The sequence below is a fragment of the Weissella sagaensis genome (assembly GCF_005405285.1).
Classification (GTDB): domain Bacteria; phylum Bacillota; class Bacilli; order Lactobacillales; family Lactobacillaceae; genus Weissella; species Weissella sagaensis.
In genome coordinates this window covers 127,904-141,952 of the sequence record NZ_BJDT01000003.1, presented here as the reverse complement: position 1 = coordinate 141,952, position 14,049 = coordinate 127,904, and the positions used below count along the sequence as shown (strand labels likewise).

General features: G+C 37.6%; 13 protein-coding genes. 12 read left to right on the top strand and 1 reads right to left on the bottom strand.

What is annotated here, in order from left to right:
• The first annotated feature begins 73 nt into the window (after nt 1–73).
• The 5 genes from FFM55_RS04375 to FFM55_RS04355 all read left to right on the top strand — a co-directional run bounded on the left by FFM55_RS04375 (nt 74) and on the right by FFM55_RS04355 (nt 7,074).
• On the top strand, nt 74–889 hold the full coding sequence (locus FFM55_RS04375) for a bifunctional hydroxymethylpyrimidine kinase/phosphomethylpyrimidine kinase (RefSeq protein WP_137600560.1): 816 nt from the start codon (nt 74–76) through the stop codon (nt 887–889).
• Nucleotides 886–1,392 (top strand): ECF transporter S component, encoded by a 507-nt coding sequence (locus FFM55_RS04370; protein WP_137600559.1) that lies wholly within the window; start codon nt 886–888, stop codon nt 1,390–1,392. Before FFM55_RS04375 ends, FFM55_RS04370 begins: the two co-directional genes overlap by 4 nt.
• A gap of 132 nt (nt 1,393–1,524) precedes the next feature.
• Nucleotides 1,525–2,670 (top strand): MFS transporter, encoded by a 1,146-nt coding sequence (locus FFM55_RS04365; RefSeq protein WP_240006005.1) that lies wholly within the window; start codon nt 1,525–1,527, stop codon nt 2,668–2,670.
• Between the two features lie 23 nt (nt 2,671–2,693).
• Nucleotides 2,694–3,866, top strand: coding sequence for a metallophosphoesterase family protein (locus tag FFM55_RS04360; RefSeq protein ID WP_042493889.1), 1,173 nt, complete (start codon nt 2,694–2,696; stop codon nt 3,864–3,866).
• Nucleotide 3,867: 1 nt separating this feature from the next.
• Entirely contained in the window at nt 3,868–7,074 is a 3,207-nt protein-coding gene (locus tag FFM55_RS04355; protein WP_137600557.1) for an AAA family ATPase, read from the top strand.
• Nucleotides 7,075–7,142: 68 nt separating this feature from the next.
• On the opposite strand, the gene FFM55_RS04350 is transcribed toward FFM55_RS04355, so the two are convergent.
• Nucleotides 7,143–7,619 (bottom strand): NUDIX domain-containing protein, encoded by a 477-nt coding sequence (locus FFM55_RS04350; protein WP_052348440.1) that lies wholly within the window; start codon nt 7,617–7,619, stop codon nt 7,143–7,145.
• A gap of 121 nt (nt 7,620–7,740) precedes the next feature.
• On the opposite strand from FFM55_RS04350, the gene FFM55_RS04345 reads away from it, so the two are divergent.
• From FFM55_RS04345 to FFM55_RS09800, 7 genes are all read left to right on the top strand, one after another.
• A complete protein-coding gene (locus FFM55_RS04345) occupies nt 7,741–9,444 on the top strand; it encodes a hypothetical protein (RefSeq protein WP_042493893.1) in 1,704 nt (567 codons plus the stop codon).
• Between the two features lie 21 nt (nt 9,445–9,465).
• Nucleotides 9,466–9,606 (top strand): hypothetical protein, encoded by a 141-nt coding sequence (locus FFM55_RS09805; RefSeq protein ID WP_167494795.1) that lies wholly within the window; start codon nt 9,466–9,468, stop codon nt 9,604–9,606.
• A gap of 25 nt (nt 9,607–9,631) precedes the next feature.
• Nucleotides 9,632–10,912, top strand: a complete 1,281-nt coding sequence (locus FFM55_RS04340) for a tetratricopeptide repeat protein (protein ID WP_042493895.1) — start codon at nt 9,632–9,634, stop codon at nt 10,910–10,912.
• 147 nt (nt 10,913–11,059) lie between these two features.
• Nucleotides 11,060–11,761, top strand: coding sequence for a tRNA (adenine(22)-N(1))-methyltransferase (locus tag FFM55_RS04335; protein WP_042493897.1), 702 nt, complete (start codon nt 11,060–11,062; stop codon nt 11,759–11,761).
• Nucleotides 11,748–12,545: a Nif3-like dinuclear metal center hexameric protein gene (locus FFM55_RS04330; RefSeq protein ID WP_042493900.1), complete on the top strand. Its 798-nt coding sequence runs from the start codon at nt 11,748–11,750 to the stop codon at nt 12,543–12,545. The genes FFM55_RS04335 and FFM55_RS04330 overlap by 14 nt, the downstream gene beginning before the upstream one ends.
• A gap of 15 nt (nt 12,546–12,560) precedes the next feature.
• The gene (gene pepT / locus FFM55_RS04325; RefSeq protein ID WP_042493902.1) at nt 12,561–13,793 is read left to right on the top strand and encodes a peptidase T; all 1,233 of its coding nucleotides are present in this window, start codon (nt 12,561–12,563) and stop codon (nt 13,791–13,793) included.
• A 63-nt stretch (nt 13,794–13,856) separates the two neighbouring features.
• On the top strand, nt 13,857–14,030 hold the full coding sequence (locus FFM55_RS09800; RefSeq protein ID WP_155982519.1) for a hypothetical protein: 174 nt from the start codon (nt 13,857–13,859) through the stop codon (nt 14,028–14,030).
• Nucleotides 14,031–14,049 lie beyond the last annotated feature (19 nt).

The window sequence follows — 14,049 nt, the reverse complement described above, 5'->3', positions numbered from 1 at the left end:
TACATTAGTTGAATTGTGCTAAAATTAAATTTAATTACGATACAAATTTAATTAATATAAAAGGGGTAGTGAGATGGCGATTGGGAAAATGATAACGATTGCTGGCTCTGATATTTTAGCTGGTGGTGGTATTCAGGCGGATTTAGCGACTTTTAATGAATATGGCTTGTTTGGATTAAGCGCAATAACGAGTATTGTCACAGTTACGAAAACTGATTTTGATATTCATGCTGTGCCGATAAAAGTTTTGGCAGAACAACTAGCATCATTGGGCCAACTAACGGATGTTAAGGGCATTAAAGTTGGGCTATTACCGACAGTCGCACATATTGAATTAGTAAGTGATTTTTTGCGAGCAAATGGTCAACATATTCCAGTAGTAATTGATCCTGTAATGGCGTTTAAAGAAACAGATACGATTAATGTTAGTGAGCTGACACGAGCAATTATAGAAAAACTCTTGCCATTAGCAACAGTGGTAACGCCTAATTTGATTGAGGCACAATTGTTGACACAACAAACGATTACGTCTGAAACTGAGTTGTTAGTGGCGGCAAAAACACTACACCAGCTTGGTGCACAAACAGTTGTTGTTAAGGGCGGTATGCGCTTGCCTGGGGATAATGCAACAGATGCAATTGTGACTGATAAGACACAAAAGTTAGTGAAATTACAAAAATTAATGCAACCATTTAATAATGGCGCTGGTTGTACATTTTCATCAGCTATTGCTAGTCAGCTAGCGCAAGGTGAAACACCTTTAAATGCGATTAGTGATGCGAAAAATTTTGTGCATGAAGGCATCTTGCAAGGTGTTAGGCTAAACGATGCATTTGAGGTTGGCAATGTTTGGCAGGCAGCACGTCGTTATAAAGGGATAGAGAAATGAAAACAAAACAGATAACAATTGGCGCGGTCTTAATTGCTGTAAATATTGTATTAAGCTATGTTGCAAAATTACCAACACCGACGGGATTTGTTTCTTTAGTTGAAGCGGGTATTTTTATTGGTGCTTGGCATTTTGGCCCTAAAATGGGCTTGGCTGTTGGTGGATTGACCGGATTTTTATTAGATTTATTTGCGGGTTACCCACAGTGGATGTTTTTTTCACTTATTATTCATGGATTAGAAGGTTGGATTATTGGACACTTTAATGTTAAAAAAGCAGTCAGTGTTCGGATTATTGGAAACTTGTGTGGTAGTTTTACGATGATATTTGGTTACTGGCTGGCGGGTAGCTTTTTGCTATGGATAACCGGTGGGACTAAAATGTCAATACAAACAGCTATGTTAGCTGGCTTAACAGATGTGCCAGCTAACATCATGCAAGTATTAGTAGGCTTTATTGTAGCCTTACTTGTCAGCGTGCCATTACGTAAGTGGATTCGTTAATTAGAAGATTAAAAGCTGCCACAATGGGGCAGTTTTTTATTTGGTTTTTAGAAGGAGAGCACAATGTTGGAGAAAAAATAACATCAAGTTGTTATATTATTAACGATTAGTCTAATGCTAATGAGTAGTATTATGCGTGCACCGATTACAACAATGCCGCTAATGCTACCACAAATTGCTGAGTCGTTGCATGTTGCTCAGAGTCAGCTAGGAATTATTACGACGATTCCCTTAATCATGTTTTTGCTTATTTCAAATTTTGCAACTAAAACAATGGTGAAATTTGGCCTTAATCGTGCACTTATGTTGTCGTTGTTAAGTATTATTGTTGGGTCAATATTGCGTATGTTGGTTAATATGCCATTAATTTTACTAGGTACTGCTTTAATTGGAATTGGTATTGCACATTTGAACGTATTAATGCCACCATTTGTAGCGACTTATTTTCCTAATAAAATTGGTTTGTATACGTCAGTTTACTCGCTTGCAATCATGGTTGGATCAGCAGTATTTAGTTTAATTACAGCACCTGTGGTAGCAGTATCTGGTTGGCAAGGTGTCATGGGGTTATTGGTATTAGTACCGGCAATTACTTTAGTGTTATGGTTTTGGACGACTAAAAAAATTGTGCCAACAGCCAATGAGACGATACCGGCTAATCAAACAGGGCAACCTAAAGAGCATTTACGTGTCTGGTCAAATTATAAAGCTTGGCCATTCTTATTTGTTTTTGGTGTGCAAGCGACAGTTAACTACACGACCGTTGCGTGGTTACCATCTATGATGTTGCAACATGGTGTTCCTAATGGGGTGATGACAATTTTTATGTCGTTATATTCATTTGTGGGTATGCCATTATCAATTATATTACCAACAGTATTTTTAACATTGAAGGCAAAAGGTACAACTTGGGTTTCATTAGGTGCAGGTATGGTAGCATTACTTAGTGTTGTGATGTTATTTCACACGCAAACCAAGTCGGTTGTCTTTTGGGGCATTGTAACAATATTAATTGGTGCATCGACTGCTTTTTTCTTTTTGTTTTCATTAACAATGTTTGCAAGTAAAACACAATCACCAGTACAAACAGCTCGTTTATCTGGTATGGCACAAGCTGGTGGTTATTTTATATCAGCATTTGGGCCTATTTTATATGGGCACGCTTTTGATGCTAATCCAGCAGGAAAGATTCAAAATATTGTTTACCTAATTTTGGTTTTGTTAATGATTGTGTCTGCAGTTATGATTGCACACACAAAAAATGTGTTTGACGAATAATTATGAATGGGGAGTAATTGACGATGAAATTTTTACATACAGCTGATTGGCATATTGGTAAGGAGTTGGGTGGCTTCTCTTTGTTACCAGAGCAGCAAACTGCTTATGAACAAATTCGTGATATTGCATTATCTGAAAAGGTTGATGGTGTAATTATTGCTGGCGACTTATATGACCGTGGTATTGCACCAACAGCCGCAGTTAATAGTTTGGAAGGTATGTTGAAAGATTTGAATATTAATCATCATCTACCAATCTATGCCGTTTCAGGAAATCATGATGGTGCGACTCGTTTAGGTGCTGGTCGTGAGTGGCGCCAACAAAATGAATTATATCTTAACACAACGTTAGCAGATGCCTTTACACCAATCGAAACGGCTGATACGCAAATATTTTTATTGCCTTTTATTGAACCAGCAATGGCCCGTGTTTATTATCAAATTCCAGAATCACAAGCTCGTCAATATCAAACGATTAATCAAGTGATGCCAAGGATTATTGCGGATATGGTAGCAAAATTTGATCTGCAGAAGAATCATTTATTAGTTACACATTATTATGTCACAGGCAGTAAAAACCAAGATTATGAATTAACAAGTGAAACAAATTCGCAGGTTGGGGGATTACGAAGCCTTGATGATATGATGTTCAAAGATTTTGACTATGTTGCGCTAGGACATTTACACTTGAAGCAAGCTAGTCCCAGTGAAACTGTTCGTTATTCAGGTTCACCAATAAAATTTAATACTAAAGAAGCGCAAACACAAAAAGGGGTTTATATTGTTGAAATTAACGGACATGTTGTGACCACAACTTGGCATCCGTTAATCCCGAAAAAAGATTTAATTTTATTGGCGGAACCGTTTGATACATTGATTGATCCTAATTTTTATGGTCAATATGAACGTGGTCATAAAAATTATTTCAGCATTAAAATTCAAGGCTTGGCGAATGCAACAAATGCTAGAGCAACGTTAGCTAAAATTTATGGTGATGTTGTTGAAGTGCAATATGATTTGCCGACTTTAGTGGCTGATAAACAGGGAATACCAGAAATTACAGAGGATGCAGATGGTGCTGATGATAAATTAATTGCTGCATTTTATAACTATGTGACAGGTACAGATCTGAATGATAATCAGCAACGATTGGTAGATGATACATTGAGTGATTTGTATCAACAAGAGGAGGAGTAAGATGCGTCCTTTAAAATTACAATTAAATAACTTTGGTCCGTATGATGAAACAACAATTGATTTTATGAAATTTACGGAATCAAAATTATTTCTAATTACTGGTGATACGGGTGCTGGTAAGACAACCATTTTTGATGGGATGACATATGCATTGTTTGGTAAAGGTACGGGTGAGCGTAGCCCAGAAGACATGCGTAGTGAGTTTGCCAATGGCCTGGCTAAAACGATGGTTACTTTTTGGTTTGAACATAATGGTCACTTTTATGAGATTCGGCGGACACCAACGCAACAATTGAAGAAAAAGCGTGGTGCAAAGTCCGATGATGATACGACAACTCATCAGGCAACTGCGTCGTTAATCGAAGTTGATGAAACGTTAGAGACACCATTAGAGGCATTGGGCGATAAAGCGAAGATAGTTAATGATCAAATTGAAGAATTATTACATTTAAATGCTGATCAGTTTCGTAAGATTATTTTGCTTCCGCAAGATAAATTTCGAGAATTTTTAAGTGCGCAAAGTGATGAAAAGATGGTTATTTTGCGTCAGCTTTTTGGCACTACTATTTTTGATGATTTTGTTAATAATTTAAAAGATCAGCAAAAGCAATCGGGTCAAGCGTTGGAAAAATTAGCGACACAACGTGATGAAAAGTTACAACAAGTTAAGTGGTCACAACCTGATATTGAAGATGTTGCGCCCACTGCTACTGAAAAAATTCAGGTTTTGGGTCAGCTAAATACAGATATGACCGCTGAAATTGAGCAACAAACTGAAATTTTAAGTCAAGCTCAGACTCAACTAGCAGCATTGCATGGTGAGCAACAAAAGGGCCGTCAGATTATTGACCAATTGGATCAACTTGAGCAGAAAAAAACTGTATTAAACGAACAATATGAACAAAAGGATCGTATTGCACAACAAAAAGAAACGTTAGCAACATTATCTTGGGGTGTGGCGCAACAACCATTAGTTACCCAACAAAGGTATCTGCATAATCAATATCAGCAACAGATTAGTGAAAAGCAGAAGTTATCAACGGCGCTTGATGAATTGGAGAAGCAACAGCAAACTTTAGCTGATGCGCAAACTGAACTTAAGCAGCAAGCGAGTGTTGTTGAGACTAATCAACAGTTGTCTAAGCAGATTCAAGAGAACTTGTTACCAAAGGCACGGCAATTAGTAACGTTACGCGACAAGGGTAAAAATATTGCTGATGAGATTAAAATGTTATACGCACAAGGAGAAGAACTTGAGCAAACATCTCAAAAGTTAGATGCTGTTATCACGACGCAATCTGATAATTTGGCACGCTATCAGAAAAATGCAGCTTATGAAAGTGAATTAGCTAATCGAAAATATCAATTTGATCAGTTAATTAATCATCAACATGCCTTTGAACAGAATAAAAAAGATGCGCAAACTAAAAAAGAACAGGTTACTGTGCTGAAAAAAAAGGTTGCAACAGCGGTGCAGAATCAAGCAGATAAAAAACAGGATCTACAAGACAAGGCGTCGTTACGGCGTGATATCTTAATTCAACAATTACAACAAGAACTCGTTGATGGTGAACCTTGTGTTATCTGTGGTCAAATTTATCATGCACAAGCTCATCATGACCATGCTGATGCACAGAGTACTTATGCAGATTTGGCTGATGCTATTCAAGCAGTTGCTGATAGTGAAAAAGCTGAACAAACGGCAACTGTACAATTAACAAAATTGCAAACGGATTTAGAAAATAATCAAACGCAATTGATGGAGCTGACAGATAAGGTCACAGCTGATAATGATACATTAGAGAAAGAATATGCAACATTTAAGCAGGATTGGCAACAATTGTTTATATCATCATCAGAAACTTTTGTAACGTTACCTGATGTATTTGATGAAACACGACTTACCGGTTGTTTTGAACAAGCAATAACTTTTGTAAAGCATGCTAAAAATGAGGCCGCTGATTTACAAGCGCGAGTAACCGATAGTCAAAATAAATTGCAGAATATTCAAACACAGGTCATTACAAATGAGCAAAAAGTTGTGGCAAAAACTGATAGTAAGCAAGCTTACGATGCAGAAATTAAGCAAATTGTTGCATCAGAAACAACGCTCAAATCCGTAGCTGAATATGAAACAATGCTGCAAAAATTACAAGCAGAACAGCAGCAATATGATGATCAAGTTAAAAAAGTGCATGATCAAGTTTTGACTAACCAACAAGCTCAAGTTGAAAAGCAGGCGCAAAAGACATCGTTAGAAGAAAAAATAACGACAACAGCAACTGACATTGAAACACTAGAACAACAAATTGTAACGGCAATCACTGATGGTCCTGTTGATAGTCAACAAGCATTTGATGAATTGCTTAATGTCTTACAGGAGCAACCTGATAAAATAAATCAACTAACGCAGAATATCACGAAGTATCAGACGACTGTGACGCAATTACAACAAGATATTATTAATTTGGAAAAGGTTTTAGGGGATGTCTCTAGGCCAAATATGGCGAAAATACAGGCAGCCATTGATCAACAGCAAACGTTAGTAAATCAGTTGATAGAAGATAATGCCACGAAGAAATCAGTATTGGCACAACAAAAACAAATTGAAACAACGGTAAAAGCATTACAAGATAAATGGGAGCAGCAACAGGTAGCAGGGAAAGATTTATTGACGTTAACGCAAGCGGTTGATGGTAATAATGCAAAACGCTTACGCCTTGAACCATTTATTTTGCGCCGTTTCTTGTTTGATGTTTTAGATTATGCTAATCATCATTATATTGGTACCTTATCCGGTGGACGTTATCAATTCATCTTGTCAGATCGACAAGGTGGGCGCTCTAATCAAAATGGTCTAGATATTGATATTTATGATCAAGACGGTGGTAAAATACGTGCTACCAGTACGTTGTCGGGTGGCGAATCATTTATTTCGGCCTTATCAATTGCTTTGTCTATGGCCGAAGTGGTGCAACGAAGAGCAGGTGGTGCTAAAATTGATGCTTTGTTTATTGATGAAGGATTTGGATCACTTGATGAACGAACGCTATCACAAGCGATGGAAGCCCTTAGCTTAGTGGAGCAAAGTGGTCGCTTAGTTGGTATTATTTCGCATGTTACTTCGATGAAACAACAAATCCCACAACAATTACAGGTTAAAAAATTAGGTGATGGACGAAGCCAATTAAGTCTTCGTACTTTATAAAAATGTTTAAATAAAAGCCGCTAATCTACCGAAATTGGATAGATTGGCGACTTTTTAAATTTATACGATTAAAAATACCAGCCATATGGGGCTTGCTTAATCATCTGATCAATAGCTAATTGGTGTTGCGTGTTGTACATCTGAGGGTGATCTGATAGTGGTACGTATGATAACGAGAGTGTTTCATCCCCATCCGCCTTTAATTGACCACCAATTTGCTCAACTTCAAAAAGGGTCATTGGAATTTGAGCTTTATCCCCAGTGGGGAAGATGTGATGAAAATTAGTATCAATCCCAATTAGCGCTTTAATTTGAACATCGATACCAGCTTCTTCTTTAAACTCGCGAATAAGTGAGGTCATTGCCGATTCGCCAATGTTTTGCATACCACCAACTAAACTCCAGCCAATTTCACCATCCCCACGTTGTTCAAGTAAAACTTTCTGGCGTGTTTCATCGAATAAAACGCCTGCGACACCAGGCATAATAATTTCGTCATGACCGATTTTTTGGCGAATATTTTTGAAATATTGTTCCATAACCATTTTGATAATTCCCCCTGTAATCATTTAACGACTGCTTCACTTAATCATAGCATATTGGCTAAAAACTTAAATGGCTCTTATGGTACAATTAACGTATCTATATTTTATTGAGGAGAACTACATGATTACATCATTTTTGGTCCTTGAAATCGCGATGTTCGCGACTTTTTTATGGGCAAAAAAATTAAAACTGGGTAAGTTAGATTGGTTAGCCGTTGCTGGCTTAACTATTTTAAACGCAATTTTTGTTTATTGGTGGATGCCGGTGCCAACACTATCACAATTGGTGATGCCGGTAGCATTAGAGACAACACTAATTAGTATTTGGACATTATTAATTGGTAGTGCCACTGTGGTAATTGAGAAAGTTACAACGAAAAAGCATGACCGCATGGCGCTAAATATCACTTTGTGGCCATTTGTTATTCCGTTGATTGCAATTGGTATTTCAGTAGTGGCAGGTGTGTCAAAATCTTTGACAGTTCGACCAATGTATCATTCGGTGCAGGCTACTAAGCAAAAAGAAGCGCCATTGACTAAAGATGATCAACCAATTGCTTTGTCTGCACAAGCAGCACAGAATATGATGAAAAAAGCCTTTTCGCAGGTTCCAGATTCGTCAATGTATGAGCTAGGTGATCTATCAGCACAATACATCAAAGGTAAGCCTTATTACGTTGCACCAGTTGAGTTTAATGGCTTTGTTTCATGGTTTATGAATCGTGAACTACCGGGATATTTTGTTGTTTCAGCAACAGATATTAACGATACGGCCCATTTTGTGAAGGAAAAAATGGCTTATTCTGAAACAAGTTGGTTCTCACATAGTATCGCACGTAAGATTTATATGGCAAATCCACGTTACCAACAAGTTGGTGAACCTATTCTTGAAGTAGATAATAGTGGTCAAACTTACTGGGTCCAAACATTGTTAAATGTACGTTGGGCTGGTCAAGTGATGTTTAATAACATCCATGTCGCAATCACAAATGCTAATACGGGTAAGACTGAAGTTTACAAGACTAAGGATTTGCCTAAGTGGGTTGATGTGGGTGTTTCTCCTGAAGCAGCAACTTTGATGAATCGTACATATGGTAATCCATATGCATTTAATTTCCGTCATAAGAACCAAATCAAGCCAACTGAGAATGGTTCCGAAAGTGGTGTTACACCAATGTTTAACGTGAATGGATCGTTGGCATACTTTGATGATTTCACAACAGTTAGATCAAATGCCGATTCTGATAAAGGTTATTCATTAATTGATACGCGTTCTGGTAAGCTGCGTTTCTATACTGGTAAGAATGTCGGTATTATGGATTCTGAGGGTGCTATGAAGGTTGCTAAGCAATTGCATCCACAAAATAAGTGGCATGGATCAAATCCGGTTATCATGAATATTGATGGTACACCAACTTGGGTTGTCTCAATGATGGATAATAATGAGCGTTTCCGTGAATATGCTTATATTAAAGGTGCTGATCAAAACGTTATTGGTGAAGGTGCTAATGCTTCAGATGCATTGGCATCATACCGTAATGCTTTAGCTGGTAGTGCCCAGTCAGCCGCTGCTAGTGATCAAAAAGTTAAAATTAAAAAGATTACTGGTAAAGTTGGTCGTGTTAACACCAATGCAACCTTAAATGGTAAGCAGGTGGTAGTGTTTAAATTAGTTGATGATGACACGCTATACACCTTGGATCCATCACAAAAGCAGGATGCATTGTTATTGCAAGAAAATGATCAAGTAGAACTAAAGGTTAAAGCCATTGCTGGTGCGTCGGTTGCTAATGTCGTGACTTTGACTAACAAATCTTTAAAGTAAATAATAAACAGGTTAGATAAAATGGGACAAGGAACAATTAAATCAAATGACTTTGCACGTGGTGCCGCTAAACAAGGAAAAACCACGGTCGAACAGAAAAAAGCTGCCCGTCAAGCTTTATTAGAGAAAGCTAAGCAAAAAGCACAACAAAATAAAAAATAACATCGTATTATGAAAGGACGCTCTAATGGCTAGTTTTGCAGAACGTATGCTTGATGAATTATCAAGTGGACAATTAGATGCTGCTAAAAAATCATTTGCATCATCACTACGTTATGACGATGATGATACAATTTATTCATTAGCAGAAGAATTATATGGTTTAGGATTTTCAAACCAAGCCAAACGGGCCTATCAAAAATTATTGGATAAGTATCCAGATGAAGACCAACTACGGACAGCTTTGGCTGATATTGCCATTGATGACGATGATACTGATAAGGCATTGATGTACCTTTCAGAAATTTCTACGGATTCGACAGCTTATCTAGAGTCATTGTTAGTTGCTGCTGATTTATACCAATCAGAAGGTCTTACTGAGGCGGCTGAAGATAAATTGTTAACAGCTTATCAATTAGATAATCAAGAGCCAATTATTCAATTTGCGTTAGCTGAGTTTTACTTTGCTACTGGTAAATATCAAACAGCGATTCCATATTATCGTCAATTGATTAAAGCGGGTGAACGTTATTTCTCAGGATTAGATATTGTATCGCGCATTGGTGTTGCGTATGCACTTGTTGGCAATTTTGATAATGCATTGGGTTACTTAGAACAAATTAAAGAAGCTGATATGACACCAGATGTTCGCTTCCAATTGGGATTGACTTATGCAACAAATCCTGAAAATTGGCAAAAAGCGATCAAGACGTTTACGCAATTGCGTGATTTAGATGCATCTTATGCTGGTGTGTATGAACCATTAGCACAACTTTATATGGACACGCATGAACCAGATAAGGCCTTGGTAACATATCAAGAAGGTATTGCAGTTGATCCGTTTAATGTTAAGTTCTACCAAGAAGGTGCTAAGATTGCAGCGGAGCTAGGGGAAGAAGAACAAGCTAAGTCATTGTATCAAGAAGGATTAGAGAATGTTCCGGATGATGCAATACTTATTACAAGTTATTCAGACTTTTTAGTTCAAAATGATGATCATGTTGGTAACATTAACTTGCTGAACGAATACTTCTCTAATGATGATACGGATATTAATCCGCAATTGTATTGGAACTTGGCACAAAGTTATACAGCTTTGGAAGACTTTGACATGGCAACGAAGTATTGGGAAGCAGCGTTACCATCATTTATGGATACAGCTGAATTCTTGAAGCCGGCTTACTATTACTTCAGAAATGAAGGGGAGCGTGAGCTGGCATTACGTGCCTTACAAGCTTATGTTCAGTTGGTACCAGATGATTTTGATATGGTTTCGGCTTTGCAAAATGAAGTTGATCAAGAATTATAAATAAAAGAGTCCTATATTAGGAAAACAAGCTTATGTTCTCCTGGTATAGGACGTTTTTTATTGTTATTAGGCAGTTTGTCACAGTGTGTTTAAAAATGTATAATGTGAATATTAGAAAATAATAAGATACAGAAACGAGGATGAATAATGGACGCTTGGCATTTGTCAAAACGTTTAGCGGCAGTAGCCAATTTTGTACCTGATGGAGCCCGTTTGGCTGATATTGGGTCAGATCATGCTTATTTACCAGCTAATTTATTATTAAATAATCAAATATCGTTTGCGATTGCAGGTGAAGTGGCACCTGGACCGCTTGCTAACGTGAAATCTGAAGTACAGCGTCATCGATTAGGCGATCGTTTAATACCACGTTTAGCTGATGGCTTGGCTGCCATCGAAACCAACGATTTAATTGATACAGTTGTCATTGCCGGCATGGGCGGACGCTTGATTTGTCAAATTTTGACTGACGGCCAATTAGAGACTAAGCGCTATCACCGTTTGGTTTTACAACCTAACATTGATGTTGATTTAGTACGCACTTGGTTATCAGAAAATGGTTATCGTTTAGTAGATGAAGCAGTTGTTGCTGACGAAGGACATTATTATGAAATTTTGGTAGCTGAACCGGGAAATGTAACTTACTCAGCGCGTGAATTACAATTTGGTCCTTATCATCTAACAGAACCGTCAGCAGCTTGGACGGAAAAATGGCAACGTGAAGCTAACAGAATTGAAAGTATTATGAAGAATCTGGAAACTGCTGATAAAACCGATACGGAAGCATATCAATCTTATCAACATGAATTACAAACCATTATGGAGGCGTTAGTTTATGCAAGCCGATAAGCTTATTGCGCAAATTGCAGCATACGCACCGAAAGAATTGGCGTGGGAAAAAGATCCAATTGGCTTACAACTTGGGGATGCTAAACAAGAAATTCATCGTATTATGACGACTTTAGACGTTCGTCCAGAAGTTGTTCAAGAAGCAATCGATGCAGATGTTGATTTTATTTTTGCACATCATCCGATGATTTTTAAACCAGCCAAGAATTTAGATTTATCAGTTCCACAAAATAAAATGTATGCCGATTTGATTAAACACAATATTGTGGTTTATGCAGCACATACCAATTTAGATGCTGCTAAAGGTGGGATGAATGATTGGCTATCTGAGGCGCTAAAACTTCAAAATGTCACGCCATTGATTCCAAATGCAGATGGTCAGACTGGATTGGGCCGAATTGGAACATTGGTACAACCACAAACTGTAGCCGAATATGCAGCGTTTATTCGCGACCTATTCCAGGTTAAGGCAGTGCGCGTGATTGCAAAAGATTTAAAACGTCCTATTCAACGAATTGCAGTGCTTGGTGGTGACGGTGGGGATGAGTATCCAGCTGCTTTAGCTGCTGGTGCTGATGCCTATGTTACGGCTGATTTTTATTATCATACTGCGCATGATGTTTTGGCAGATGATTTTGTGGTCATTGATCCTGATCATCATATGGAAGCTATTGCTAAAGATAAGATGGTTAGTCTGATTAAAAAATGGCAACAAGAAAATCATTGGGACATCGATGATGTATTTTCATCAACAATTAATACAGATCCATATACTTATATTTAAAGAAAGAGGTTTAACATGACAGAAGAAAAATATCCTAATTTAATTAATCGCTTTATTGATTACGTGAAGGTTAATACACAATCAAATGAGGATTCACAGACAGTTCCTTCAGATCCTAAAGAAGTTGCTTTTTTGAAAGATTTGGCAGCTGAATTAGAAGAAATCGGTTTAGAAAATGTTCGTACCATGGCTGACGGTTATGTATTTGCAGAATTAGCTGCTAATACTGATAAAGAAGTACCAACAATTGGCTTTATTTCACACGTTGACACAGCTGACTTTACTGCTGAAAATGTACAACCACAGTTTGTCACTGATTATGATGGTGAATCAGAGATTAAATTAAATGATGAATATTCATTAACAGTGGAAGATTTTCCTTCATTAAAAAAATATGAAGGTCATACATTAATTACAACTGATGGTACAACATTGTTAGGTGCCGATGATAAAGCCGGTGTTGCTGAAATTATTTCAGCTGCTGAATATCTAATCGCGCACCCAGAAGCTAAGCATGGTAAGTTGGTCTTTGCTTTTGGACCTGATGAAGAAATCGGTATTGGTGCTGATAATTTCCACGTTGCTGAATTTGGCGCAGACTTTGCTTACACAGTTGATGGTGGCCCATTGGGTGAACTTGAATGGGAAACATTCTCGGCTGCTTCAGCAGTAATTGAAATCCAAGGACGTAACGTACACCCAGGAACAGCTAAGGATACAATGGTTAATGCATTACAGGTAGCCATTGATGTACATAATGCATTGCCGGCAGGTGACCGACCAGAATTGACAGAAGGTCGTGAAGGTTTCTTCCATTTGTTGAGTTTGACAGGAACTCCTGAAGATGCGCGCATGGATTACATTATCCGTGACCATGATCGTCAACAATTCGAAGCTCGTAAGACTTTGATGACTGAAATTGTTGATCGTTTGAATAAAGAATTGGGTGTTGATCGTATTAAGTTGACTTTGAAAGATCAATATTACAACATGGGTGAAGTGCTAAAGGATGATATGACATCTGTTGATTTAGCAGCTGAAGCGATGCGTCAGTTGGATATTGAACCAATTATTGAACCAGTTCGTGGTGGTACTGATGGCTCAAAGATTACATTCCTAGGATTACCAACACCTAACTTGTTTGCTGGTGGTGAAAATATGCATGGTCGCTATGAGTATGTTTCAACGACAGTTATGCAACAAGCGGCTGATACAGTTGTTAAAATTGCAACACTAAACGCTGAATAATTAACTAAGTATATTTTAAGTTATCCTAGGTACTGTAGTTAGACTAAAGTTGGGGGAATTTAAATGTTTTTATTATTAATTGTTATATTAGCTGTTTGGATTGGCTGGCGTGTCCGCTTACGACGTACTAAACAAATGATAGCTCGCAATATAAATGCAGCAAATGCTAGGCATAATTTTCAACCGGGTGCTGATGTTTTTGACGGAGAGTTTGAAGAAGTCAAAAACAAACATTAAATTTCTTTTATCGTTTTAA

Bases quoted from the DNA above. Each gene is read 5' to 3' on its own strand.
- FFM55_RS04355 (WP_137600557.1), top strand. From the start codon at position 3,868: ATGCGTCCTTTAAAATTACAATTAAATAACTTTGGTCCGTATGATGAA.
- FFM55_RS04340 (WP_042493895.1), top strand. From the start codon at position 9,632: ATGGCTAGTTTTGCAGAACGTATGCTTGATGAATTATCAAGTGGACAA.
- FFM55_RS04370 (WP_137600559.1), top strand. From the start codon at position 886: ATGAAAACAAAACAGATAACAATTGGCGCGGTCTTAATTGCTGTAAAT.
- FFM55_RS04335 (WP_042493897.1), top strand. From the start codon at position 11,060: ATGGACGCTTGGCATTTGTCAAAACGTTTAGCGGCAGTAGCCAATTTT.
- FFM55_RS04365 (WP_240006005.1), top strand. From the start codon at position 1,525: ATGCGTGCACCGATTACAACAATGCCGCTAATGCTACCACAAATTGCT.
- pepT (WP_042493902.1), top strand. From the start codon at position 12,561: ATGACAGAAGAAAAATATCCTAATTTAATTAATCGCTTTATTGATTAC.
- FFM55_RS04360 (WP_042493889.1), top strand. From the start codon at position 2,694: ATGAAATTTTTACATACAGCTGATTGGCATATTGGTAAGGAGTTGGGT.
- FFM55_RS09805 (WP_167494795.1), top strand. From the start codon at position 9,466: ATGGGACAAGGAACAATTAAATCAAATGACTTTGCACGTGGTGCCGCT.
- FFM55_RS04350 (WP_052348440.1), bottom strand. From the start codon at position 7,619: ATGGTTATGGAACAATATTTCAAAAATATTCGCCAAAAAATCGGTCAT.
- FFM55_RS04375 (WP_137600560.1), top strand. From the start codon at position 74: ATGGCGATTGGGAAAATGATAACGATTGCTGGCTCTGATATTTTAGCT.
- FFM55_RS09800 (WP_155982519.1), top strand. From the start codon at position 13,857: ATGTTTTTATTATTAATTGTTATATTAGCTGTTTGGATTGGCTGGCGT.
- FFM55_RS04345 (WP_042493893.1), top strand. From the start codon at position 7,741: ATGATTACATCATTTTTGGTCCTTGAAATCGCGATGTTCGCGACTTTT.
- FFM55_RS04330 (WP_042493900.1), top strand. From the start codon at position 11,748: ATGCAAGCCGATAAGCTTATTGCGCAAATTGCAGCATACGCACCGAAA.